General features: G+C 34.9%; 20 protein-coding genes and 1 rRNA gene. 11 read left to right on the top strand and 10 right to left on the bottom strand.

The window, feature by feature from the left end; genetic code table 11:
- The 7 genes from EKG35_RS15345 to EKG35_RS15315 form a co-directional block, all read right to left on the bottom strand.
- The coding region (locus EKG35_RS15345) for a TRAP transporter large permease (protein WP_126295414.1) at positions 1 to 742 on the bottom strand (742 nt) is incomplete at its 3' end.
- Positions 723 to 1,214 (bottom strand): TRAP transporter small permease, encoded by a 492-nt coding sequence (locus EKG35_RS15340; RefSeq protein ID WP_126295413.1) that lies wholly within the window; start codon positions 1,212 to 1,214, stop codon positions 723 to 725. The genes EKG35_RS15340 and EKG35_RS15345, both read right to left, overlap by 20 nt.
- A 66-nt stretch (positions 1,215 to 1,280) precedes the next feature.
- On the bottom strand, positions 1,281 to 2,321 hold the full coding sequence (locus EKG35_RS15335; RefSeq protein ID WP_126295412.1) for a DctP family TRAP transporter solute-binding subunit: 1,041 nt from the start codon (positions 2,319 to 2,321) through the stop codon (positions 1,281 to 1,283).
- Between the two features lie 82 nt (positions 2,322 to 2,403).
- A complete protein-coding gene (locus EKG35_RS15330; protein WP_126295411.1) occupies positions 2,404 to 3,444 on the bottom strand; it encodes a DctP family TRAP transporter solute-binding subunit in 1,041 nt (346 codons plus the stop codon).
- A gap of 290 nt (positions 3,445 to 3,734) precedes the next feature.
- Positions 3,735 to 4,403: a response regulator gene (locus tag EKG35_RS15325; RefSeq protein ID WP_126295410.1), complete on the bottom strand. Its 669-nt coding sequence runs from the start codon at positions 4,401 to 4,403 to the stop codon at positions 3,735 to 3,737.
- Positions 4,400 to 5,968: an ATP-binding protein gene (locus EKG35_RS15320; protein ID WP_246020424.1), complete on the bottom strand. Its 1,569-nt coding sequence runs from the start codon at positions 5,966 to 5,968 to the stop codon at positions 4,400 to 4,402. Before EKG35_RS15320 ends, EKG35_RS15325 begins: the two co-directional genes overlap by 4 nt.
- A gap of 203 nt (positions 5,969 to 6,171) precedes the next feature.
- Positions 6,172 to 7,359: a MalY/PatB family protein gene (locus EKG35_RS15315; protein ID WP_126295409.1), complete on the bottom strand. Its 1,188-nt coding sequence runs from the start codon at positions 7,357 to 7,359 to the stop codon at positions 6,172 to 6,174.
- A 68-nt stretch (positions 7,360 to 7,427) separates the two neighbouring features.
- On the opposite strand from EKG35_RS15315, the gene EKG35_RS15310 reads away from it, so the two are divergent.
- Positions 7,428 to 7,688 (top strand): DUF1871 family protein, encoded by a 261-nt coding sequence (locus EKG35_RS15310; RefSeq protein ID WP_185807783.1) that lies wholly within the window; start codon positions 7,428 to 7,430, stop codon positions 7,686 to 7,688.
- Between the two features lie 45 nt (positions 7,689 to 7,733).
- Here EKG35_RS15310 and EKG35_RS15305 read toward each other — a convergent pair whose 3' ends face one another.
- Positions 7,734 to 7,943, bottom strand: a complete 210-nt coding sequence (locus tag EKG35_RS15305; protein WP_126295407.1) for a helix-turn-helix domain-containing protein — start codon at positions 7,941 to 7,943, stop codon at positions 7,734 to 7,736.
- Between the two features lie 343 nt (positions 7,944 to 8,286).
- On the opposite strand from EKG35_RS15305, the gene yugI reads away from it, so the two are divergent.
- The 8 genes from yugI to EKG35_RS15270 all read left to right on the top strand — a co-directional run bounded on the left by yugI (position 8,287) and on the right by EKG35_RS15270 (position 22,207).
- A complete protein-coding gene (gene yugI / locus EKG35_RS15300; RefSeq protein ID WP_126295406.1) occupies positions 8,287 to 8,658 on the top strand; it encodes a S1 domain-containing post-transcriptional regulator GSP13 in 372 nt (123 codons plus the stop codon).
- A 296-nt stretch (positions 8,659 to 8,954) separates the two neighbouring features.
- Positions 8,955 to 10,502: an L-glutamate gamma-semialdehyde dehydrogenase gene (gene pruA / locus EKG35_RS15295; RefSeq protein ID WP_126295405.1), complete on the top strand. Its 1,548-nt coding sequence runs from the start codon at positions 8,955 to 8,957 to the stop codon at positions 10,500 to 10,502.
- Positions 10,503 to 10,744: 242 nt separating this feature from the next.
- Positions 10,745 to 11,989, top strand: a complete 1,245-nt coding sequence (locus tag EKG35_RS15290) for a Glu/Leu/Phe/Val family dehydrogenase (RefSeq protein ID WP_126295404.1) — start codon at positions 10,745 to 10,747, stop codon at positions 11,987 to 11,989.
- A gap of 765 nt (positions 11,990 to 12,754) precedes the next feature.
- Positions 12,755 to 18,475, top strand: a complete 5,721-nt coding sequence (locus tag EKG35_RS15285) for an S-layer homology domain-containing protein (RefSeq protein ID WP_185807782.1) — start codon at positions 12,755 to 12,757, stop codon at positions 18,473 to 18,475.
- 478 nt (positions 18,476 to 18,953) lie between these two features.
- Positions 18,954 to 20,069 (top strand): response regulator, encoded by a 1,116-nt coding sequence (locus EKG35_RS15280; protein ID WP_126295402.1) that lies wholly within the window; start codon positions 18,954 to 18,956, stop codon positions 20,067 to 20,069.
- Positions 20,070 to 20,261: 192 nt separating this feature from the next.
- Positions 20,262 to 20,534, top strand: a complete 273-nt coding sequence (locus tag EKG35_RS21325; RefSeq protein WP_246020422.1) for a hypothetical protein — start codon at positions 20,262 to 20,264, stop codon at positions 20,532 to 20,534.
- A gap of 131 nt (positions 20,535 to 20,665) precedes the next feature.
- Positions 20,666 to 20,944 carry a hypothetical protein gene (locus EKG35_RS21320; protein ID WP_246020420.1) on the top strand — a complete coding sequence of 93 codons (279 nt, stop codon included), beginning with the start codon at positions 20,666 to 20,668 and terminating at the stop codon, positions 20,942 to 20,944.
- A gap of 99 nt (positions 20,945 to 21,043) precedes the next feature.
- On the top strand, positions 21,044 to 22,207 hold the full coding sequence (locus EKG35_RS15270; protein WP_126295401.1) for an iron-containing alcohol dehydrogenase: 1,164 nt from the start codon (positions 21,044 to 21,046) through the stop codon (positions 22,205 to 22,207).
- An 86-nt stretch (positions 22,208 to 22,293) separates the two neighbouring features.
- Here the strand turns inward: EKG35_RS15270 and EKG35_RS15265 are convergent, their stop codons facing one another.
- The gene (locus EKG35_RS15265; RefSeq protein WP_126295400.1) at positions 22,294 to 23,292 is read right to left on the bottom strand and encodes a cation diffusion facilitator family transporter; all 999 of its coding nucleotides are present in this window, start codon (positions 23,290 to 23,292) and stop codon (positions 22,294 to 22,296) included.
- 14 nt (positions 23,293 to 23,306) lie between these two features.
- Positions 23,307 to 24,029, bottom strand: coding sequence for an MgtC/SapB family protein (locus EKG35_RS15260; RefSeq protein WP_126295399.1), 723 nt, complete (start codon positions 24,027 to 24,029; stop codon positions 23,307 to 23,309).
- A gap of 109 nt (positions 24,030 to 24,138) precedes the next feature.
- Between EKG35_RS15260 and EKG35_RS15255 the strand changes: the two genes are divergently transcribed.
- Both EKG35_RS15255 and EKG35_RS15250 read left to right on the top strand, forming a co-directional pair.
- Positions 24,139 to 25,038 carry a DMT family transporter gene (locus EKG35_RS15255; protein WP_126295398.1) on the top strand — a complete coding sequence of 300 codons (900 nt, stop codon included), beginning with the start codon at positions 24,139 to 24,141 and terminating at the stop codon, positions 25,036 to 25,038.
- Between the two features lie 338 nt (positions 25,039 to 25,376).
- Positions 25,377 to 25,444, top strand: a 16S ribosomal RNA gene (locus EKG35_RS15250); the annotation flags it as partial.

Raw genomic sequence — 25,444 nt, 5'->3', positions numbered from 1 at the left:
CAATAAGACCATAAACAACCGCTACAACTGCTGATTCCGTTGGAGTAACTGCACCAGAATAAATGGAACCTAAAATTAATATCGGTAAAAATGCACCCCAGATTGCTTTTAATGATTTACGGCCACGTTCACTCCATGAAGCCTTTTCATCACCTTTGAAGCCATTTCGTTTTGCATAAATAATGGCAGCAATAATTAAAACGGCTGTTAAACCAAGTCCAGGAATAACCCCAGCCATGAATAGCTGACCAATCGATTCTTCTGAAGTAATACCATAAATGATTAACGGTACACTTGGAGGAATTAAAATACCTAACGTACCCCCAGCAGCTACAAGCCCTAAAGAATATTTTTTATCATACCCAGCAGCCAGCATCGCTGGAATCATAATTGAACCAATCGCAGCAGCCGTTGCAGGGGAAGAACCTGAAATCGCTGCGAAGATAGCACAGGCTAAAATCGTAACAACTGAAAGTCCACCGGGTAAATGGCCAACCCATGAACGCAATGCTTCAATTAAATATTTTGAAATACCGCCGCGAGCCATAATAACACCGGCTAATACGAAACCAGGAATGGCCATCATAGGGAAGGAGTCGAGAGCCGTAAACATACGCTGCGGCATCATGTTCATATTAAAATCGGACATAAATAGAACGAAAATAGTAGATAATGCTAAACTAATGGCAACAGGAACACGTAAAAATACCAATACGAAGAAACTAATTAAGAGGGTTAGCATATTCTTCACCCTTTCTACGCAGAATGTTTACGAATCTCTCGATGAAACGAAGTAAAAATAGTATTCCTGAAATTGGTAAGATTAAGTAAACAACCCACATAGGAATCCCTACATCTAGTGATACCATTCCAGATGTGTAACGATTTTCTACAAGCACATATCCGTAATATGTATAAATTAAGCAGAAGATAATACTTAAAGTTGTCGCTACAATATTTAGTATAAATTGCATTGGTTTATTTAATTTATCGAATAAGATATCAACTTGAATATGTTGATTGTGCTTTAAAGCCATACCAAATCCTAAAAACGTGCCCCAAATAATAGCGTAGCGTGCTACTTCCTCAACCCAAGCTTGCGGGTCATTCAAAACATAGCGCATAATAACTCCGTAGAAAATTAAAAAGATACCAATTGCAAAGAAAACCCCAGATGCTATTTCTTCAAGGTACGTCCAAACTTTCTGTAGCATTTTTAGTCTCACTCCTTTTAGATTAAATAAAGAGGGAGTGCCGAATGATCGGCACTCAAAATAAAACTATCTTAAAGCATTGATACCTTCGATTAATTCAGGTGTAATTATTTCTTCGAATTCTTCATAAACAGGTTGTAAAGCTTCTTTTAAAGCATCGCGTTCTTCTTGTGTCATTTCGTAAACTTCTACAACACCTGAAGCTTTTACGTTTTCTAAAGATTTCGCATTTTCTTCAGCTGCTAATTCTTGTGCATAAGTAGTTGCTTCAGCAAGAGCTTCTTCAACAGGTGCTAAAAGATCAGCAGGAATTGATTCCCAGAATGATTTGTTTACAAAAATTGCATAGTCAAGGCGACCGTGTTGTGATGTTGATAAGTATTTTTGTACTTCATAAAACTTCATTGTATCGAAGTTGTTGTATGGATTTTCAGCGCCATCTACAGTTCCTTGTTGAAGTGCTGCATAAGTTTCACCGAATGCGATTGTTGCAGAACCTGCACCTAAAGTTTCAAATTGTGCTTCTAACACTTGTCCAGCTTGTGCACGGAATTTTAAACCTTTAAAGTCTTCAACAGTTACTAATGGGTGTTTATTGTTTGAGAAATGTTTGAAACCATTTGGCCAGAATGCCAACCCTTTAATATCGTTTGCAGCTAATGCATCAGAGTTCATTAACTCTTTTGCTACATCAGATTCAAAGAATGCTTGAACATGCTCTTCGTCTTCAAATAGATAAGGCATGTCAACATATTGCCAACGTGGGTCAATTTTCACCATTTTTGTTACAGATGGAGCGATCATATGTACGTTTCCAGATACTAACGCATCAAGTTCATCGTTGTCTCCATATAATTGTGAAGAAGGGTAAACTTCTACCTTAACTTTCCCCTCAGTTTTTTCATCAACTAATTGAGCGAATTTGTCTGCTGCTTGACCTTTTACACTATCTATAGCAGTAACGTGAGAGAATTTGATGATTAACGGATTTTCAGCAGTATATTCTTCACTTGATTTATTGCTGCCTCCTCCTTCTTCTCCTCCGCCACAGGCTGCTAATGCTAATGCGAAAATACTAATAATCGTTAGCAATAACCATTTTTTCATTTTCTTGTCCCCCTTAAATCTTTAGTAATTTATATTGTTAAAAGAGATGGCAATCATCTCTCTTTAACCGAAATAGAAAGCGTTATTCCTGTTGATTCTTTGGAAGCGCTTTAATAAATTCGTCACCGTAATGATTTTTATAGTAGTCATAAACGGGTTCAAATTTTTCTTCCCATTCTTTTTGGTCTTCATCACTTAAATAGTGAATTTGAATACATTGACAATTTTCAATATCCTGTAATTTTTCTTCGTTTAACTGTTTTGTTAATTCCCATTCCCATTCTTGTACTTCCGCCAATGTTTCGGTTAATAGCTGTTGTACATCCTCCGGCAAACTATTCCAAAAGTCCAAATTAAATAGCAGGAAATAGCCGAGGTAACCGTGATTACTAATTGTTAAATAGTTTTGTAGAGAAAAAAGGTTTTTGCTGGTAATATTCGTCAACGTATTTTCTTGACCGTCTACATTTCTTTTTTGTAATTGATTAAAAACAGTGTTGAAATCTATCCGCTTTGTTTGTGCATTAACGGCAGCATATTGTTCTTCCAAAATATTGCTTGGCATAATTCGCATTCTTAAACCGCTTAAATCACTATAATGCTCTATAGGTCGGATACTATTGCTTATTTGTTTAAACCCGCTATCCCATAGTCCGACTACGAGCAAGTTATGATTTTTTAGTTTGTCTGTTAATTTATTACCTGCGTCGCTTTGAACAAACTCATGTACTTCATCAAGGGTGTAAAAAGCATAGGGTAAATCTAATACAGAAATTTCAGGAACTAGCTCAGTTAGTTTTGAAATCGCAGGTGCTATCATCTGAATATCTCCACGAGAAAGCGCATTCATTTCCTCGCCATCTTTATAAAGAGTTCCGTTTGAAAAAACCTGCACTTCTATATAACCATTGCTACGTTCCTTTACTAGTTCCGCAAATTTCCTCGCTGCCATCCCTTTTGGGGTATTTTCACCTACAACGTGAGAAAAACGAATTACAATTCGTTCATCAGTACTTAATTGTTCATAGTCGGTCGGATATTCTTTTGGTTGATAGGAAATGAGCACAATAATAGCGATCATGGCAATAAAACTAAATGTAATTATTCCATAGACAGGTCTCATTTCTATCCGCTCCTGACAGAGTTAAATGCGATTAAATTTATCATAATAGATTTAATAAAATTCACAATATTGTGGTGATAATGGACATTTTGGTATTTGTGGTATATAACAATTATTTTTATTTTGTCTCTGTTATAAAACAAATAAAAAAGCCTATAAACATTGAGTTTATAAGCTTATGAATGGCAATCGTACTATAAGTTTATGTGGCCAATACATAGGGTTTAGGTAAAATGAGTAATGCCTACATTAAACGACTCGCATTAAAAGAGTCCCGTATGCATTTCTTCTTATTTAATTGAATAAAATTTTGTTGGGCGGCCAACTGTCCCATATTTTAAATCGATATGAACTTTCCCTTTGTTCGCCAAGAAATCTAAATATTTCCTAACAGTTACGCGAGCCATTCCAACGTTTTGTGCAAGTTGTTCGGAAGTGATTGGACCATCAATTTCATTCAATGCATCTTGAATTTGCTTCATCGTAATGTCATTTAATCCTTTTGGTAGAGTGTGAGATTCATGCTTATGTCCAAACCATTCATCGATGTCCTCTTGTAATAATGTTGTTGAAGCAGTTAATTTTTTTGTACTTTGATAATAATTTTGCAGTGCAGTTTGAAATCTTTCGAAACGGAATGGCTTTACTAAATAATCAAATGCACCCATTCGAATGAATTCTTGAACAGTTTTTGCATCGCGTGCGGCGGTTATCATGATGATATCGCTTGGAAGACGTTCATTTCGAAGCCTTAGGAATAATTCCATACCAGAAATATCTGGCAAATACATATCGAGTAGAACTAAATTTGGTTTCTTTTTGATGATTTGCTTAATAGCATCTTCTCCGTTTTGTGCTTCCCCTATAAGTTCAAAACCCGTTATTTTTTGTAAAAAGCTTTTATTAACGTCTAAAACCATTGGATCATCTTCTACTATAAATACAGTAATATTTGTCATGAATTTCTCACCCCTGCTTTGATAGTTATGGTTGTTCCGATGTTTATCTCTGTTGCTATATGGATTGTTCCTTTATTTGAATCAATAATTTGTTTAATTAGAGCCATTCCAATTCCATGTCCATCTCGCTTCTTTGTACTATATCCATAGTCAAATACTTTATTTGGATTCCCCTTAATTCCAATCCCACTATCTTGAACTTCGATAAATAAAAAGTGTTTGTCACCTTGGAGTAGAATATTGACGTCGCGTGTTTCTTTTGGTAAACACGCTTCCATTGCATTGTCTAATAAATTTCCAATGATGGTTACCATATCGCCGCCAGAAAAACCTGTCATGAAGTCAAGTAAATAGGAGTCATCATCTAACTTTAAGTCAATCCCTAGTTCCTTGGCGCGTGAGTGTTTTCCTAATAATAAACCTTGTATAGAGTAATCGTGAATTTTATCCCGCAGTTTTTGAATAACCGTTTCTTCATCAGTGATTTCATCAATAATTAAGCTTAATGCATCTTCATTTCGGTCAAGCTGAATTAAACCAGCTATACTATGTAGTCTGTTTAAAGATTCATGATGCTGAGCTCGCAATGTATCGACAAGTGCCTTTATACCGGTTAATTCTTCTGCCAATGTATGCGCTTCCTTTCGATCTGTTATCATTATTAAGAAACCGGCATTTTTTTCATGTATACGAATTGGAAAAGTTCGAACTAGATACATTTGATCAAAGAGCAGTAGTGGACGATAGCTGTCGTGCCGTTCAATCTGTTCTTCAGCAAGCCATGTATCTTTAAATAATTTTTGGAGTGTACCGTCCTTATAGAAAAAGTGTGTATATTGCCTCGCTAAACGATTAATAAAAGTGATTTTTCCACTTTCATCTGTTGCAAGAATCCCAACATCCATTGCCTGCATGATAGCTGACCGTTCTTGCACAATTCGAGCAATTTGGTAAGGCTCTAGATTGAGTGTTTGCCGCTTAATATGATTTGCAATTAAAATAGAGCCAATCATACCAATAACAATACCCCAAAATAAAGAGATTAAAATATCGGATTTATATTGTCCCACTAAGATGTACCATTTAGGTGATAAAATCCCAACATTAATAACCCCTACTTGTTTTGTTGCATCGCTATTCATGATGGGTACGAAAGCTCGAATTGAAAAGCCTTGAATTCCAAGAGCTTTTGAAATATATTCATGCTGCGAAGATGCTACATTTTCATCAATGTCTTCTAGTATTGTGCCAATCTTACTTTCAGAAGGGTGGGAGTACCGAACACCATTCATATCAAATACAACAATATAGTCGACATCTGTTGCTAATCGAATTCGTTCAGCGATAGGTTGAATTACTTCGAACCCATCATCTGTTCCGACACTTTCCTGAACATCTGTCATTTGAGCAACAGTTCTTGCGATAGCAATTGCTCTAGCACCGAATTCTTTTTCGAAAGCTCCCGCAATATTATGAATCATCATTGCGCCACTCGTTATAATGGAAAAAAGTACGATAACAAATGAAAAGATAAACATTTTAAATTGTAGAGATAATTTTTCCATAATGATTTGTTGTATGTGCTACAACAATATATACACCCCATTTTAACAAGTATCTATTTTTATAATTTTAAGATTAGATTGTATATTACTATATTATAAATAAAGTAGATTTGAGTTGAAAGAGGAATAGGAAAAAAGAGGGGAATTAATAGTGGGGATAGTAAAAAAGAATCAGTGAAAAGATCACTGATTCTTTAAAGATTTTAAGATAAAGCTTTTTTAAATCGTTCAACGCCATCTTTAACAGTTGCTAATGGGCATGCAACATTCATTCGCAGGAAGCCTCTACCAGCCTCACTATATTTAGTACCTGGTTCAACTGCTAGTTTTCCTTTTTCTAATAAACGGAGCATCATTTCTTCTTCGGAAAGACCTGTTCCACGATAATCAATCCATATTAAATATGTTGATTGAGGTTTTGTTACCCGAATACCTTCTAATTGATTCAACTGTTCAACAACATAGTCCATATTGTTTGATACATAAGCAATCATTTCGTCAACCCATTGTTCGCCTTCTTCATAGGCTGCTTTTACAGCTGCTGATGCAAGGATATTTAAATCATCACGACCATGAGCAGCTTTGTTTAAGTTGAGCTTATTGCGCAGTTCAACATTAGGAACAACCATCATTGCTGCATGAATCCCAGCGATATTAAATGTTTTTGTTGGTGCAATGCATGTAATAATTTTTGCTTTTTCTGCATCTTTAACAGTTAAAGTTGGAATATGTTTATATCCATCAAACACAATGTCAGCGTGAATTTCATCAGAGATTAATAAGACGTCATATTGAATACATAATTGAACAAGCTTCTCTAGATCTTCTCTTGACCACACTACACCTCCAGGATTGTGTGGGCTGCATAGGATATACATTTTAACACCTAATCTAAATTGTTCTTCGAGCTTCGAAAAATCAATTTCAAAAGAATTGTTGATTAATTCTAAATCACATTCAATCACTTCACGATTTTGTGCTTTAGGAATGCTGAAGAAAGGCGGATAAACTGGTGTTGAAATACAAATTTTATCGCCAGGTTCAGTAAAAGTTTCGATAATCGTTGCTAGTGCAGGAACTACTCCTTGATGAAACATAATTGTGTTTGGATCGATTGTCCAATTATGGCGTCGTTCGAACCAGCTTTGAATTGCCTCTTTACAAGCATCACTTACATAAGAATATCCGAATATAGGATGGTCTAGTCTTTCTTTGATGGCATCTGTAATTACTTGTGGAATTGCAAAATCCATATCAGCTACCCACATAGGTAATATTTCAGAAGCGTCTTCTACATTATATTTAGCTTTTACACGCTCTTTAAATAAATCCCACTTTAAGCTATTTGTATTTTTTCGATTAAACTGTTCATCAAAGTTAAACACAAGCATCACTCATTTCTTTTTTTTGATATGTATTATATAATATCATAGTAATTTGTAAAAATAGGGTGAAAACTTTGGAAAATATTGAGATGAATCAAAAAGCGATCGAGCTTTTAAAACAATGGGACCCGTTTCAACTTGGTGTAGATAGCTATGATACAGAATGTGCGGATGTTGTTGCTGCACTTCAAGGGATTGATGATCCTTCAAAGCTTGCAAAAGTAATTCAAACAACATATGAACATTCTTTTGAACAGTGGATTCCTATTGAAAAGTGTGTCGCGATCTCCTATAAATTGATTGCGATAAAATTTGAAGCTAAATGCATCGTTTGAAATAAAAAAGAGAGGATTTCCTTAAAATTTAAGGAAATCCTTATTTTATGCCTGAATTCCGTCCATTAAATTTGATGCTGGCACTTCTAGTACATTGGAAAGTTTTAATATCGTTTGAACTGAAGGGACTAGCTCACCTTTTTCATAAAGAGCTAATTTTTCAACGCCTACCTGAGTTTTCTTTGATAAATCCTCTAATGACCAATTGCGTTCTTCTCGTAAAATTTTTAATTGTTCATGAAGTTTTTGTTTCAACTTAATCTCCTTCCTTTCTAATTTTTTCTAGTAGTATATATTATAATTATTTTTTTATCGAAATTATGTGAATACTTTGTTAAAAATCAAATGATCAGAGATACTCGCAAGACTTAATTTTGATAAATGTCTTATCAATGTTGAACTTTAGGAAGTTAGTTAAAGTAGATAGCAAAACTGAATCACTTTCAAATTAACTTATCTTGCGTTCAAAAGCTAAATTAAAATTAATAAGTATCAAAAAAGACAAATTTTGGGTAATAGGGTGATTCTTTGTTCAGCGTATATACATATGTTATAATTTAACATGACATTTACGTAGATAAAGAAAGTAGGAAGTTTTATGGCAAAAAAATATGAAGTAGGTGAAGTTGTAACGGGTAAAGTAACTGGAATTCAGCCTTATGGAGCGTTTGTTGCATTAGACGAACAAACACAGGGTCTCGTCCATATTTCAGAGATCACATATGGTTTCGTTAAAGATGTTGCGGATTATTTAAAAATTGGGGATGAAATTCAAGTGAAAATATTAGATGTTGATGAGAATTCAGATAAGATAAGCTTATCAACACGTGCGTTACAAGTTGCACCTCCTCAAAAGAAAAAAGAACAGCCAAGAAAAACGCTGCAGGATCATGTTAATGAAAATGATGCGAACGGGTTTAAATCTTTAAAGGAAAAATTAAAAGATTGGATCGAGCAATCAGGACATTAAAGCAAAGAAGGTAAGTGGTATTAACCGCTTGCCTTCTTTATTTTTTACCATTCATACATAAGCGTGAGTAGAAGGAATAGAATTTGCCATTGTAGCAAATTAATAATATAGGACGGTAATCAAAAAAATTAGATTTCTGTAATTAAGTATTTAACTACTTTTGAAACTAGAGCATGGTTTTAATTACAAGTTTGAATGATGCAACAATCTTTATAATAGAAATTTAAAATTAATACTTATGATTTTTAAATTATCCACGCACTCTATGAGTAATGATATGAAGGAGGATTAATCAAATGATTCCATACAAATCTGAACCGCTAACTGATTTTTCGGTTGAAGCAAATCGTCAAGCTTATTTAGAAGCTTTAAAAAAGGTTGAAAGTCAACTTGGACAAGAGTATCCATTAATTATCGGTGGAGAACGCATTACTACTGAACAAAAGATTACATCATATAATCCAGCCAATAAAACGGAAGTTGTTGGTGTTGTCTCAAAAGCCAGCCAGGAATTAGCCGAAAAAGCAATGCAGGTTGCGTTTTCTACTTTTGACACTTGGAAAAAAGTAGACCCTGTCGTACGTGCTGAAGTTTTATTTAAAGCTGCTGCAATCGTGCGCCGCCGCAAATTCGAGCTTTGTGCTTGGTTAACGAAAGAAGCTGGTAAACCATGGCCCCAAGCAGATGGGGACATTGCCGAAGGAATCGACTTCCTAGAATATTATGGTCGGCAAATGTTAGAGCTTGCAAAAGGAAAACCTGTAGCAGAAAATCCTGGCCAAATAAATAAGTATACTTACATCCCATTAGGTGTAGGCGTGGTTATTTCACCATGGAACTTCCCCTTTGCGATTATGCTAGGTACTACTGTTGCAGCTGCTGTAACTGGTAATACGGTTTTATTAAAACCAGCTTCAACAACCCCAGTAATTGCTTATAAGTTTATGGAGATAATGGAAGAAGCGGGATTACCTGCAGGAGTTGTAAACTATATTCCTGGTTCAGGTGCTGAAGTAGGGGATTATTTAGTAGACCACCCTCGAACTCGTTTCATTAGCTTCACAGGCTCTCGTGATGTAGGTTTGCGTATTAATGAACGTGCTTCTGTATTAAATGAAGGTCAAATTTGGATTAAACGCGTAATCGCTGAAATGGGCGGTAAAGATACAATTGTAGTAGATGATGATGCAGACTTAGAATTGGCTGCTCAATCAATCGTAACAAGTGCATTTGGTTTCAGCGGACAAAAATGTTCAGCATGTTCTCGTGCAGTTATCGTAGGAGATCAAGCATATGAAACAGTTTTAAATCGTGTAGTTGAATTAACTAATGAATTAGTTGTTGGTGATCCAACAAATGAAGAAACCTTTGTTGGCCCTGTAAATGATGGCGGTGCATTTAAGAAAATATCGGAGTACATTGAAATTGGCAAAGGTGAAGGTCGCTTAGTTGCTGGCGGTACAGTCGACGATTCAAAAGGGTTTTTCATTAACCCAACAGTGTTTGCTGATGTAGATCCGCAAGCGCGGATAATGCAAGAAGAAATTTTTGGGCCTGTATTAGCTTTAACAAAAGCAAATAATTTTGATGAAGCAATCGACATTGCAAATAATACAGTTTACGGTTTAACTGGTGCAGTAATTTCTAACAATCGTTTCAACTTAGAAAAAGCTCGCAAAGATTTCCACGTGGGCAACTTATACTTCAACCGTGGATGTACTGCCGCAACTGTTGGCTACCAGCCTTTTGGCGGCTTCAACATGTCTGGTACCGATTCTAAAGCTGGTGGTCCTGATTACTTGACACTCCATATGCAAGCCAAAACTGTGTCCGAATCTCTTTAATTTTTATAAAATAAAAAGCAGGCGTTTTGGGCGTCTGCTTTTTTTAAGATGGTTTTTCAAACGCAACGGTATAATGTGATACATTCTTACAAAAAATGATATTAAATTAATAATAAAATTCACATATCTAATTAAAAAGAATGTATTAGAAATTGTACAGATATTAATAGCCAAATAAGAATTAATTTATGTTACAATGTTTGCGAGATATTATCATTACTAAAATTAAAGAGGCGATATCTATGGCTGAAAATTTAAATCTTTTTACTTCGACACAAGATGTAATTAAAGAAGCATTAAATAAACTGGGTTATGACGAAGCGATGTATGATTTATTAAAAGAACCTCTTCGTATGCTACATGTTCGTATTCCGGTGAAAATGGATGACGGGACTACGAAAGTATTCACTGCATACCGTGCTCAACATAACGACGCTGTTGGACCAACAAAAGGTGGGGTTCGTTTCCACCCAATGGTAAGTGAGGACGAAGTTAAAGCGCTTTCAATGTGGATGACTTTAAAATGCGGTATTGTTGATTTACCTTATGGTGGAGGGAAAGGCGGAATTATTTGTGACCCTCGCCAAATGTCAATGGGTGAACTAGAGCGTTTGAGCCGTGGTTATGTACGTGCGATTAGTCAAATTGTTGGACCAACTAAAGATATCCCTGCTCCAGACGTATTTACGAATGCTCAAATTATGGCTTGGATGATGGATGAATATAGCCGCATGGATGAATTTAATTCACCAGGCTTTATTACAGGTAAACCAATTGTACTTGGTGGATCTCAAGGACGCGATCGAGCAACAGCTGAAGGTGTAACAATTGTTATTCAAGAGGCAGCAAAAAAACGCGGAATCGATATTAAAGGTGCACGCATTGTTATTCAAGGCTTTGGGAATGCAGGAAGTTTCTTAGCGAAATTTATGAGCGATCTTGGTGCAAAAGTAATTGGTATTTCAGATGCTTATGGTGCACTGCACGATCCAAATGGCTTAGATATTGACTACTTGCTTGACCGCCGCGATAGTTTCGGAACTGTAACTACATTATTCGAAAATACAATTACGAATCAGGAATTATTAGAATTAGATTGTGATATTTTAGTGCCAGCTGCAATTGAAAATCAAATTACTGTTGATAATGCTCATGATATTAAAGCTAGTATCGTGGTTGAGGCTGCAAATGGCCCAACAACTGCTGAAGCTACAAAAATTTTAACTGAGCGCGGCATTCTATTAGTGCCTGACGTATTAGCATCTGCTGGTGGTGTAACAGTATCTTATTTTGAATGGGTACAAAACAACCAAGGTTACTACTGGTCAGCAGAAGAAGTTCGCGAAAAACTGTATAAAAAAATGGTAGAAGCTTTTGAAAATGTATACACTACTGCTACAACTCGCAACATTAACATGCGCCTAGCTGCATATATGGTTGGTGTTCGCCGTACAGCTGAAGCATCCCGCTTCCGTGGATGGGTGTAACAGTAGATAAAGCTTCCCTACAATGAGTTCTTTTGATTTATAATTGGACGAAAATTCAAAGTGCAGACAAAGTCAGAATTGATTTTGTTTGCATTCTTTTTTATTGTATAAAACATTTAGAAGTGACTTGTCACAATACTTTGAAAACATTTGTTAAATGGCATAATAACACCAAGCTTCTCAGATGTGAATGAAACACACTGGGCACTTATAGAAATTTGAAGAAGCAGCAAATTCTCATTCATACATTTTGGATGAAGATGGAAACGAATATCTTTATAATAAGGAATAAAATAAGTGACTATTTGAACCGAATCCATTTAAAAAAGAGGGGTGACCTAAACAATAAGTTTGGGTCACCTCTTTTTTATTATCCCTGATTTTTCCTGTAATACCGAGATACCTTTCCAAAAAAACGGTGGTAACCATAAATAACAGTTTTCTTTAAAATCTGATTAAGACTTTCCTAACTGAAGTGAAATCATTTGAAAAAGTGCAAACTTGGCCTCAAATTTTTATGTTTTTTAATTTATGAATAATATTAAGTTTTAAGTATATAAGTAATTAGTCGTTTTTTAAAAATTAAAAATAATATGTTAAAAGATTTATTTTTTAGTAATAAAAGATATTTATATGATAAATATACTTAATTAATAGTACAAAAATAGATTTCATTAGAAGTTATTCTGATTTGTTCAGAATTTGTTCAGACGTTTTATGTAAACTATCAGCGATATCAGTGTAAGAATGAAAGGAGCTTGTTTAATGAAAAAAGATACAGAACTGTATGACAAAATCTTTAAAACTGCAATGGCTACTGCAATGGCGACAAGTGCACTAGCAGTAACAGCACCAGATGTATCAAAAGCAAATACAGATGAAGATGTTTTTAAAGATGTAAAGACAACTTCTGATTACTATGAATATGTAAATGAATTATTTGAACGTGGTTTTGTTAGTGGCTATCCAGATGGTTCTTACAAACCGAATGGTCTACTAACACGAGCACATGCTGCAAAAATTTTAGCGTTAAACTTAGGATTAGATGTAACGACAGATTACCAAATTAGCTTTTCTGATGTGTCAAAAGGTGATTGGTACTACCCTTACATAGCAGCATTACGTGAAAATGGCATTATTGATGGTTTTGAAGACGGAACGTTTAGACCAAATACTCCAATTACCCGCAATCAAATGGCGAAAATATTAGTAAATGGTTATGGGTTACAGCCAACTTCGACAATTACACTACCATTTGAGGATATTTCTTCTTCGCATTGGGCAGCACCTTATATCCAAACATTATTTGACTTAGGAGTTACAATTGGTCAAACAGATACAAGCTACGGCGGCGGTGATACTGTAACACGTGCGAATATGGCAGCTTTTACTATTCGTGCTGAAAAGACTACAAACTATCGTGATAATCGCAAGCCTGATGCAAATGTTATTTCTTCAATTGAAGACAATAAAATAACAATTGATGGGCAAGTTTATTATATTGCGAAAGAGTTACAACCTCTTCTTCATGAACGCAATTTAACAGTTCTAAATGATGCGAATCTAGACTTTGTTAAAATCGGAACAAAGGTAGTGGGTATTAATAACGTTGAACTATTAAACAGTGGTACAGCTGAAAAACCACTAACATTAGATTTAAACGGTGGAACTGTCGAAGCAAATATTACTATTGCAGGCGATTATATAAATCTAGCAAATTCAAACATCACTGGAGATATCACAATAAAAACTGGTGATCAAAAACAAATAGAATTTAATAGCCTCAATTTAAATGGTCGATTAATAGTTGAGGGAGAAGAAAATCGAGAGCAAGATTCGGTTATTAAACTTACTAATACAACTACTGGTGAAATTGTTGTAAATCGTGATAAAACAAAAATTATTACTGACAACTCAACACCGTCTATTAATGTTGGTGGCAACGTTTCTGAAATTGAAGTTGCAGGAAAAATCAATGCTATTAACTTTAATGGCGACCAAGATGTCAAAGTAAATGGGACACTTGAAACGAACGAATTAACGATTGAAACACCAATTGATGTAACGCTTGCTAATAAAACACATATACAGCAAGTAGAGGTACAACAGTACGATGGTACGTTGATTGTTCCGCAAGATACTACTATTGATACACTTGTTAAACCTAAAAATATTTCAACAAGTGAAGCTGTTAAATATCCAACAGGTGGATCACCATCTATTGGTAATGTTACAGATATTTCAGATGTTACTAGACCTTCAACAGGTGGAGGCTCTTCAGGTGGAGGAAGAGATAAAGATAACGATTCTTCCGACAGATTTACTTCAAAAACAATCACAGCAAATAATGTTGTAGATGCAGAAAATGCTGACCCATTAGCTGTTGGGATGGTTGGTACTACAGTTACATCGGACAGTGCAAATGTAGCGATAGCTGAGCTGAAGGACGGCAAAATCAATATTGTTTCAAAAGGTCCTGGGACAGCAATCATTACGGTAAAAGAGGATGCACCTTCCGTAAGAGAAGCGCAAATTATTGTAACTGTAGATTCCAATGGGAATATTACCCATAAGATCAAGCGTCCAGTTGAAGTAGTACAGGATAAAATAAATGCAGAACCAACACCGGCTGCAGAAGATTTACTGAAGCTTTACGATGCAATAGGTCTTAAAGGAATTACAGCTGATAATGTCGACAATGTTACAGCAGCAGTGAAAGCGGCAATTAAGGACAAGGGTAAAGCATTAACAGAAGATGAGTTAAAACTAACAGTCGATGTTGCGTTATTACCTGAATCGATTAAAAAGGATAACCCAAGTCTTCAGCAAGTATCAACGCCACTTGATTTAATTACAGCAGGTCCAAATGGAACTGTATTTGATTGGGTTTCTGCAACACCTGTAGGGGATCATAGTGCAAGCATAAACCTTGAAAATGGAGAAGTAATTCTAGACAATGCTGATAATGTTAGTGATCAAATTAAATTAGGCGTTAAAGCATCTAACGGTACAGCTACAAAGGATGCTTCAATTGATACAGTAATTCTAGGAGCAGAACCACAATTACTAACAGTAAATAATGTGATTGATGCAGAAAATGCTGACCCATTAGCTGTTGGAATGATTGGAACAACTGTTACATCAAGTAATGAAAATGTAGCTACTGCAGAAATAATTGATGGCAAAATCAATATTACGGTAAACGTTGCCGGAACAGCAGTTATTACGGTAAAAGAGGATGCACCTTCTGTAAAAGAAGCACAGATTATTGTGACGATGGATGCAAGAGGTAACATTACTCACACGATTAAACGTCCAATTGAAGTAGTGCAAGATAAAGTAAGCGCAGAACCAGCTCCAACAGCAGAAGATTTACTGAAGCTTTACGAAGCTGTGGATCTTAAAGGAATTACAGCTGATAATGTGGATAATGTTACAGCAGCGGTGAAAGCGGCAATTAAGGACAAGGGTGAAGCATTAACAGAAGATGAGCTAAAACTAACAGTGGATGTTGCGTTATTACCTGAAACGATTAAAAAGGACAACCCAAGTCTTCAGCAAGTATCAACACCACCTGATTTAGTTACATCAGGTCCTAACGGTACAAGCTTTAAATGGAATTCGGCTACAAAAGTCGGAGAACATAATGCAAGCATTGACATTGGTAGTGGAGTAGTTACGCAAGATAGTGCTGATAACAATAATGACCAAATTACTTTAAATGTTACAGCAACAAACGGCTCAGCTACTAAGGATGCAACGATTGATACAACAATTGTAGAAGCGAATAAGCCGTACTTAGTGAGTGCTACTTTAAATGATGTAGATCTAGATGGCGACACTTCAGCGGGAGACAGTATTACCTTTGTCTTTAGTGAGCCAGTAGTGTACTCAGGGACTACAGAAGATCATCAAATTGATGAGCATCTATTTGGTCAAGATTTTGTCTTCGGAATGGGGGACGATGCATATCCAATTAAAGCAACTTGGTCAGATGATAGAACAACATTAACAATGACTATTGGTGGAGATACATCAAGTCCGAATGTATTTAAAGTTGGCTCTGCAATATCCCTAGTAGAAGGTTCAGTAAAAGATGCAAATGGTGGAGAAAGTATTACTAATCCAGTAACACTACAGCTAGAGCCATATGAATACACTATTGTTACTCCAAATTTAACTGGTGATTTCCACTATGTAGATGGAACTATTGTTAGTGAGGCTGCAGAAAAAGTAGCGAGTGCTATTACGGTTTCTCGATATGGTGTACCGGTAGAAGGTGTGGAATTTAGCTATGGTGCTGATGATGTAGCTTCTGGTACTATTGCTTCTGGCACATTTACATTAAAATCAGTAAATGTTACGAAAAATGGCAAAACAGAAAAAGTAACGTTTGCAAATGGAGAAACACTCAATGTAAGTACTACTACTATATTACGTGTGAATGATGGTGCAGAAGTAGCTAACGGTGTTAACCATTCACATGTAGTAAATGGTCTTGTAAAAATAATTACAGTGGATGATTCTGTAACAGATACGATTTCTGTTCCTAAAGTGACCCTAGCTAACCCAGTCATTATTGACGGTCAGAATAAATTGGTATTTTCTGGTGGGTTAGGGGTTACAGCAACTCAAAATGAAGTTTTATTGAAAAATCTAATGGTAACAGGTGGTTTTTCAGGCGCACAAAATGGAGATCGTGGACCAGTTTATATAAGTGGATCAGCAAAAGTTACATTTGAACATGCAACAGTTGATGCCCCAGCTTCGGGTGGTTATGGATATTCAGCGGTTCTATTAAAAAATGCTAATGCAAAACTAGTTATAAAAGATTCGAATATTTCGGTTCATTTTGCAAAAGCTGATAATCCTGCTTATTCTGCATATGGTATACGAGCTGATGCAGCGGGTGCTTCAATAGATATTATTAATTCTACAGTCTCATCAAATGGTGCAAATGGAGGTTCTAGGACTATTCAAACTGCCCAAGGTGCTACTGTAAATATTACTGATAGTAAAATAGATGTGGAAGTAAGTACTTACACTGATGTAGTATATGGAATTCGTCTAGGAGATGGCTCTAGTTTAACACTGAATGGCACAAATGAAATTAGTGTCACAGCTCCAAGTGCAGATGGATTTGGTATCGGAAATAATGTCAACTATTCAAATTTAAACGTTTCGGATACTACTGTATTTGATATAGATGCCGCGGCTTCTGGAAAAAGAAAAGCTCCGTATGAGTTTGATCCTGAATCTTTAGCAGCACTTGATAATGCATGGGCAAAAATTGATGAGAATTTAATTAAAGCTAATAATCCATCATTACAGGAAGTAATGGAGGCTTTAAGTTTACCAACTGATGTAGATGGCGTTTCAGTTTCATGGGCTGCTAATACAGTTGATGGTGCAACAATTAATGCTAATGGTACTGTTATTAGAAGCAACAACGATGATGCAGATGATGTGGTGACATTAACAGCAACACTTACACATAATGGTATGACGAAAACGAAAGATTTCCAAGTTACTATTAAGGAAAATAAAGTACCAACAATTGCTTTAGCAACATTAGTAGATAGTAATTCCGATGGAAAAGCTAGTATGGGTGAAAGTGTTGAGCTGACATTTAGTGAACCATTAACTTTCAGTGAATTATTTATTGGTGATCAAGAATTTAATCTGGAGTCAGGTGTTTGGTCAGAAGATAAAAAGAAGTTAACTGTTACTTTACAAAATGATATTACGACAGCTGATACAGTAACTGTAAAGGTAAATAACTTAGTAGATGCTGCCAACAATTCCATTGATGAAAGTCTAGAAGAATTAATAGTGCCAAGTGCAGTAGGAGCATTCAAAGTTTCTGATGTCACTATTACACAAAATGGTGCTGAGCCTATAACAGTAACACAACAAGGAATTTATAAGTTTTCTGTTGATATAAACCTTACTACAAATGGAGAAGGATTTGCTTTAGATGGAGTATATGTTGCTCAGGTAAGTGGTGGGGTTATGAAGAAAATTGAAACAGGGACTGCCATTGAAAAATATGATACAGTTTTAGAACTTGGTGGAAGCCCTTATACGGTTGTAACTGTAACAGAAAAGGTTGCAAGTGGAAAAGACCCGGTAATGACAAGAAGCATACGCTATCCGGGAAATACGTATAAAGCTGAGATAATTCAGCCAAGTTTAATCCCATCAGAAGGATCAGAGCAAATTGCTTCATTTACAATATCTGATGTAATTGAGCTGACAGGAACAAGTACGCGCAATCAAAGTGTTGCTATTACAGTTGGTGGAGAAGAAATAGAGAAAGTAGTCACTTTATCAAGTGGAATGACGGCTACTGACTTAGCATCAACTATTGCAACAGTGTTTTCCAATGAATTTGAAGGTTTCTCAATTTCAGCGGATGGAGCGGATGTCATCCTTACAGCTAATGAAAAAACTTCGGATGTAGCTATATCTGTACAATTAAAGTAATAAAACAATGAAAAAATTAAAATCATTCCAATGAATATTAGCCTGTTTATCAATTAAATTGATAAACGGGCTTTTAACCTATTTTAAGAAGAATAGTTTTAAATAGAATGGTAAGTACGTATTTATTTTAATATTACTATTTAAAAATAATAATTATTAAGGTAATTCTTTTAGGTATTTTTTTGTGTATTAGGATATTATTGTAATTCTTAATAAGGTGATATTGATTATTTGTATTTTGAAAAAATATACTAAACATTTTGCTAAATATTTAATATATTGTGGACGATAATATATGATATATAAATTTCTATTTGATCTATTTTTTAACATGATTTGACGCACAAAGTGAAAATTTATAAATATGACATGATAAGATACAAAAACTTTTATAGAAGATTTAACCAGATTAATATTGCTAACAATCCATAAGGGAAGCTCGAAAAGTTCAACAACTTAAAAAGAAGGTGAATTGAAAATGAATGTAATTTTAATCGATGATGAAAGATTGGCACTTGATTTATTAACTTCAATGCTAAAAGAAATTACAGAAGTTCCTATCACGATTAAAGGGGCATTTACTAACGTCCAAGATGCGTATACTTTGCTTGAAAAGGTTCATATTGATATTGTTTTTTTAGATATGGAAATGGGTGCTAATCACGGAATAAATGTGGCAAGTGAGTTTCTAAAATTAAATCCTAAAATACAAATTATTTTTATAACTGCCCACGCTCAATTCGCAGTTGATGCTTTTACTGTGGGGGTAACAGACTATCTAATGAAGCCAGTTCATAGAAAAAGACTACAAAAGGCACTTTTAAGGGCAAATGAATCGGTAAGCATTAGTGAAGAATTACAACCTGCAAAACAAGAGGCTGCAATGTATGCACGAACATTTGGAAGTTTTCAATTATTAGATGTCAATCAGCAAACTGTCAAATGGCGTACTAAAAAAGTACGAGAGCTGTTCTTATATTTATGGTTCCATCAGAAAAGACCTATATTAAATGTAGTCATTACAGAAACGCTTTGGCCAGACGTAGAATATGAAAAAGCGGCAACAAACTTACATACAACCATTTATCAGCTTAGAAAGCTGCTTAAACAAAATGGTATTGAAAACCCGATTCAACTTGTCAACAATCATTATCAATTTAATATCCGAATAAACAGCGATTATGATGAAATGTTAACTTTATTAGATCAGCCTTCACATAGTCTGGTGGATATTCAACAAATTTTAAATTTATATAGAGGTGATTTTTTAGAGGAAGAGGAATTGAATTGGGCTACCCAAACACAAATATTTATTAAACAAAGTGTTTTGCACATATTAGAATCATATGCCACAAGTGAAGATAGCACTAATTCACTATTAAAATTAAGTTGTTTGCAAAAAATGCTTGAATTAGATGAGTATAATGAACAATATATGTATTTACTTATGAAGTTTTTAGCAGAGCAAAACAAGAAAATAGAATTTATTCAATTATATGAACATATTAAGGAGAAGCTAGAACGAGATTTAGCCATCCCAATTCCTTATAAAATAAAGCAAGTTTATGAAGAATACATAATTTCGTTAGTATAATTATAAATATAAAATACGAAAAGTAGGTGGGGAAAAATAGTATCTAATTTTCTTCACCTGCTTTTTCGTTTTATGATTGAATAATTTTCTATTATTTGAATATGTCGAATTATAGAATATTATGTTCAGAAATTGTCCAGCTAACTTTTCTAAAATTAATAGTAAAAAAAGTTAGTTGGGAGGCGATTGGAAATGATAAATAAATTGTTAGAAGAACGTTTAATAAATCATGACAATGTCGAAAATTGTTTTTGTATTCAAAAGGTAGAGCTGAATAATAATATAGATGTTTTAGGATTAAAGGCAATTTCTATCGACATTGAAGATAGACAGATTGCAGTTGGTTATATAACTGGGGACATTATTTATTTTGTAAGTTTAGCACCAGGAAAAACAGTTGTTTCCCTGACGGACGGACAAAGTGAAGCTAGCATTATGTTATTGTACATCAGTCGGGCAAAATAGTTGCGGAGGTATCCCCTTATTTAGGAAAAGCGGACGTTGTTCCTGTTTACTATCGGGCTATTTTAGGCCAAACTGCAATTGCTATCGATTTAAAGGGGGCACTAAAAGATTATTTAATAAAACATAATCTAATGAATGAAGAAGACGACATAATGGAAGTGTATTATCAATCAATGCACCCGAACGTTCTACAAGATTCTATTGCAGGAAACTTTATATTAGGCAACCATATAGATGGTTTGCCTCTTACAAATAAACAAGAGTATGCATTAGCTAATCGAATAGCTACTTTGAAATTCTCCAAAATTAATTTACTTCAAAATGGTATGATATCTACATTATCACATCCGTTAACTTTAACTTTTTTGATTACTAATCAACTAGTTAAAGGTGGAGGCAAAATAACATAAAATTAGTGATGTGAGCTTGATTATTGTCTGTTTTCCGTATCAATTCTTTGCTTTTTTGAATCTAAACGTGAGAAAATCCAAATAGAAAGGGGAGGTTTCATGAATTCCTTTACATTTTATAATCCAGTTAAAATTCATTTTGGAAAAGACGCCTTAGAAAAACTGCCAGAGGAGCTGGCACAGTATGGCGATAAAGTGCTGATTGTATATGGTGGAGGCAGCATTAAAAACAACGGAGTATACGATGCTGTAGTAAGCACTCTCAAAAAAGCTGGTAAAACGGTATTTGAACTAAGTGGAGTCGAACCGAATCCGAGAGTTGAAACAGCGCGGAAGGGTATTGAAATTTGTAAAAAAGAATCCATCGATCTTGTTTTAGCAGTAGGCGGTGGTTCTGTTATTGATTGTTCTAAATTAATTGCGGCCGGTGCAAAAGTAGACGAAGATGCATGGAATATTGTTATTAAAAAAACTCAAGTAACTGATGCCTTGCCTTTAGGAACTGTTCTTACCCTAGCTGCAACAGGTTCTGAAATGAATTCAGGCTCTGTAATTTCAAATGAAGAAACAAAAGAAAAATATGGATGGGGACATCCGTTAGTATTTCCGAAGTTTTCAATATTAGATCCATCGTATACATTTAGTGTACCGAAAATTCACACTGTTTACGGCATGGTTGATATTATGTCGCATGTTTTTGAACAGTACTTCCATGACGCAACAAATACACCTATTACAGATGAAATGTGTGAAGGAGTATTGCGTACAGTCATAAATACTGCTCCAAAATTAATTGAAGATCTTGAGAATTATGAGCTGCGTGAAACTATTTTATTAGCAGGAACAATTGGACTTAATGGCTTCTTATCTATAGGTTCTCGCGGGGATTGGGCAACGCATAATATAGAACACTCTGTTTCTGCTGTATACGATATTCCACACGGTGGAGGATTGGCAATTATCTTCCCTAACTGGATGCGTCACAATCTATCAGTTAACCCAGAACGTTTTGCCGGTTTAGCAACACGAGTATTTAACGTAGACCCTAAAGGAAAAACAACTGAACAAGTAGCGTTAGAGGGAATAGAACGGTTGAGAGAATTTTGGACATCAATTGGTGCTCCAAGTCGACTCGCTGATTACGAAATTGATGATTCACAATTAGATATTTTAGTTGAAAAATCAATGGTAAATGGACCTTTCGGTAGATTTAAAACATTACAGGCAGAAGATGTTCGAAAAATATTAGAAATGTCTTTATAATAAATTTCATATGGAATTTTATAAAAAATCGATTTGCTCACTAAATAGTGTGGCAAATCGATTTTTTGTTGAACTGCAAAAACTCTTTATTTCTTTTCATCTGACTGGTTTTTTGTATAAGTTTTTAAATGACGTTCCCATTCAGAAACATCATCTTCTTCATCGAAGGAAATGGTTACCTTAGTCACACCCTTTTGACTCATAATTAGTTCTACAAGGTGGTCACGTACATCGTCTAAATATGCTAGGGAAAGATTTGGATCTGTTTCTGCAACAAGATCAACATGTAAAAATTCCCCTTCTTTTATGACTTCTAATCGTTTGATATCACTTACGTGCGGGTCTTCCATTGCTAAATTACCTATATGAATTAACATTTCTTCATCTGTTTCACCAATAGCACCACGAGCATTATCCAAGAATACACGACCTACAACATAAAACATCATGATTCCGATAATCATTGAAACGATGCCCTCAAGAGCATAAAATCCTGTAAAATGAGCAATAATGATGGCTAAAAATGCTAAAACGTTCCCACTTGTAGCAACTAAATCTTCCATCCATACAAGCTTTGTCGCAGGTTTTGCGCGGTTTAAATAAGGAATTGATTTTGGGAAAGCTAATAGCCCCTTGTGTTCTTGACCAGTTTCATGAAGTACCTCTTTTGCTGCTTTATGTAGAACAGTTGCTTCTAGTACTGTACCAATAAGCAAAACACCAAGAGCAATAAACATTCCTTCTGACTCGGTAGCTGGATGTATAAAATGATGCCAGCCCTCTTTAACTGTTTCGTACGAAAGAATTGCTACTATTAAAACGGCACCTAAACAAACGAGATTGACAACGCGTCCAAAACCATTTGGAAAACGTTTAGTCGGTGCTTTTTTAGATAATGCAGAACCGACAAAAACGAAAAACTGGTTTGCTGCATCCCCTAAAGAATGCATCATTTCTGCGAACATGGCGACATTTCCAGTAAAGAAGTAAGCAACGCCCTTAAGAATTCCTAAGAATAAATTGACAAATGCTGCAACTAGCGAAGGTTTATTCCCACCTTTTAATAATTTAAAAATTTCACCCATTTAAAATCCTCCAATTAACCTAAGTTTTCTATTTCTATTTTTTGTACATAGGGAAGTGAATGCAAAGTTTGGTAAATCGTTAAAGTATCTGTTCGAAATAATGTTGAGAGGCGCATATCGACTTCGTAAAGAAATTGTTCTGATGAAACAGGAATGTCTTTTATGCGGATATTATCAATATGCATTTCATTTTCCTTCATAAAAGCAAGCAGCTTACGAATGTTCTCCTCTTCATCTAGTCGTACTTTTAAGACTAATTCCTTCATTCGTATTCTTTTTGGACCTATTTTCAATAAAAAAGGAGCGATTAACTCAATACCGATTACGACAATCACAACTGTCGCAAAAGCTTCTATATAAAAGCCCGCACCTACCGCAATTCCAATCCCGGCAGCACCCCAAATCATTGCAGCCGTTGTTAATCCAGTTATACTGTCGTTTCCTTTTCGTAAAATTACACCAGCACCTAAAAATCCGATGCCACTGACAATTTGTGCTGCTAAACGAAGAGGATCCATTGTAATATTAATATCGTCACGCGCGGGTGTACTATATGCAGTTTCAATCGAAATAATTGTTAATAAACAACTAAAAGTTGCAATAACTAAACTGGTTTTTAAGCCAACCGGTTTCTTTTTTAATTCTCTTTCGATGCCGATGATTAAACTTAAAGTTGCAGCCACTATAAGTTTTACGATAATTTCGTAAGAGAACGGTTCGCTAAAAATTACATCCAATTACAATCCTCCTTTTTTATCTTGATAACGGTGGGTAATAATGACAAAATAAGAATTAATCTCTTGTTTTATTAATATAGCAAAAATATAAAGAATGGGGTTAGAAAAAATGGATAAACCAGGCATACATCCGTACATACCAATTATCATCGGTGTAATTTCAATTTCATTGTCCGCAATCTTAGTAAAATTGGCGAACGCAGATGCAGGGGTTATTGCTTTTTATAGAATGCTTTTTTCTGTAGTAATTATGAGCCCTATATTCTTTTATAAATATGTACATGAAATTAAAATACTCTCAAAAAGAGATTGGATTTTTTCTTCAATTGCAGGTATTTTTTTAGCATTTCATTTTATATTATGGTTTGAATCATTAAATTACACTTCAGTAGCAAGTTCAACTGTGCTTGTTACTCTCCAGCCATTGTTTGCATTTGTAGGTACATACTTTTTCTTTAAAGAAAAACTATCAGCTAAAACGATTATTTCAGGTGCCGTTGCAATTTTAGGGAGTGTTTTAATTAGTTGGGGAGACTTTAAAATAAGTGGAACTGCATTTTATGGGGATATTCTTGCATTGATTGCATGTGGGTTAGTAACAGGTTATTTACTCTTTGGACAAGATGTACGAAAACGAATTACATTAATTACATATACAATGGTAGTTTATTCAATAAGTACAGTAGTTTTATTTTTTTATGTACTATTAAAAGGAGAATCGTTTGGTCCATATCCTGCGGTAGATTGGATGTGGTTCTTGTTACTTGCGATTATTCCAAATTTATTAGGACATACTTTGTTTAACTGGGCTCTGAAATGGGTAAGTACTAATGTTATTTCAGTCGCGGTATTATTCGAGCCAATTGGTGCTGCCATATTAGCATATTTTATTTTTGCGGAGAATCTAATTGCAACGCAAGTAATTGGCGGAATGATTGTAATAGCAGGGATTATGCTATTTGTTGTTGATTTTAAAATTATAAGTAAGTTTTTTAGAAAAATATCTTGATTTATATTTTAGTGTATAGTATATTATTACTTGTCCTTAAGGACGCGAACAATTTTGAAAAAGATATTTTCAAATAGTGTTGTTGTTTCCTTTTGGATAAGTTATAATAATAAGGTTGCTGAAAAATAGTGATTTTATTCGCTTGACATACTAGTTTTAAATATGTTAAACTTTAAAAGTTGTTGTCGAAAATAACAACTTAAAATGAACCTTGAAAACTGAACAACAAAACGTTAATGAAATAAAGTTTTTAGTAGCTGACCCTCGTCAGTGAACGGAACAAAATTTGGACATCAAATATGATGCCAGTGTAATTTAGAGCTTTTATCAAATTTTCTTTTATGGAGAGTTTGATCCTGGCTCAGGACGAACGCTGGCGGCGTGCCTAATACATGCAAGTCGAGCG

This window comes from Lysinibacillus telephonicus, from assembly GCF_003966145.1.
In the GTDB taxonomy this organism is placed as follows: domain Bacteria; phylum Bacillota; class Bacilli; order Bacillales_A; family Planococcaceae; genus Ureibacillus; species Ureibacillus telephonicus.
Note: the sequence above shows the minus strand (reverse complement) of the source record. Positions and strands in the feature narration are given on the sequence as shown.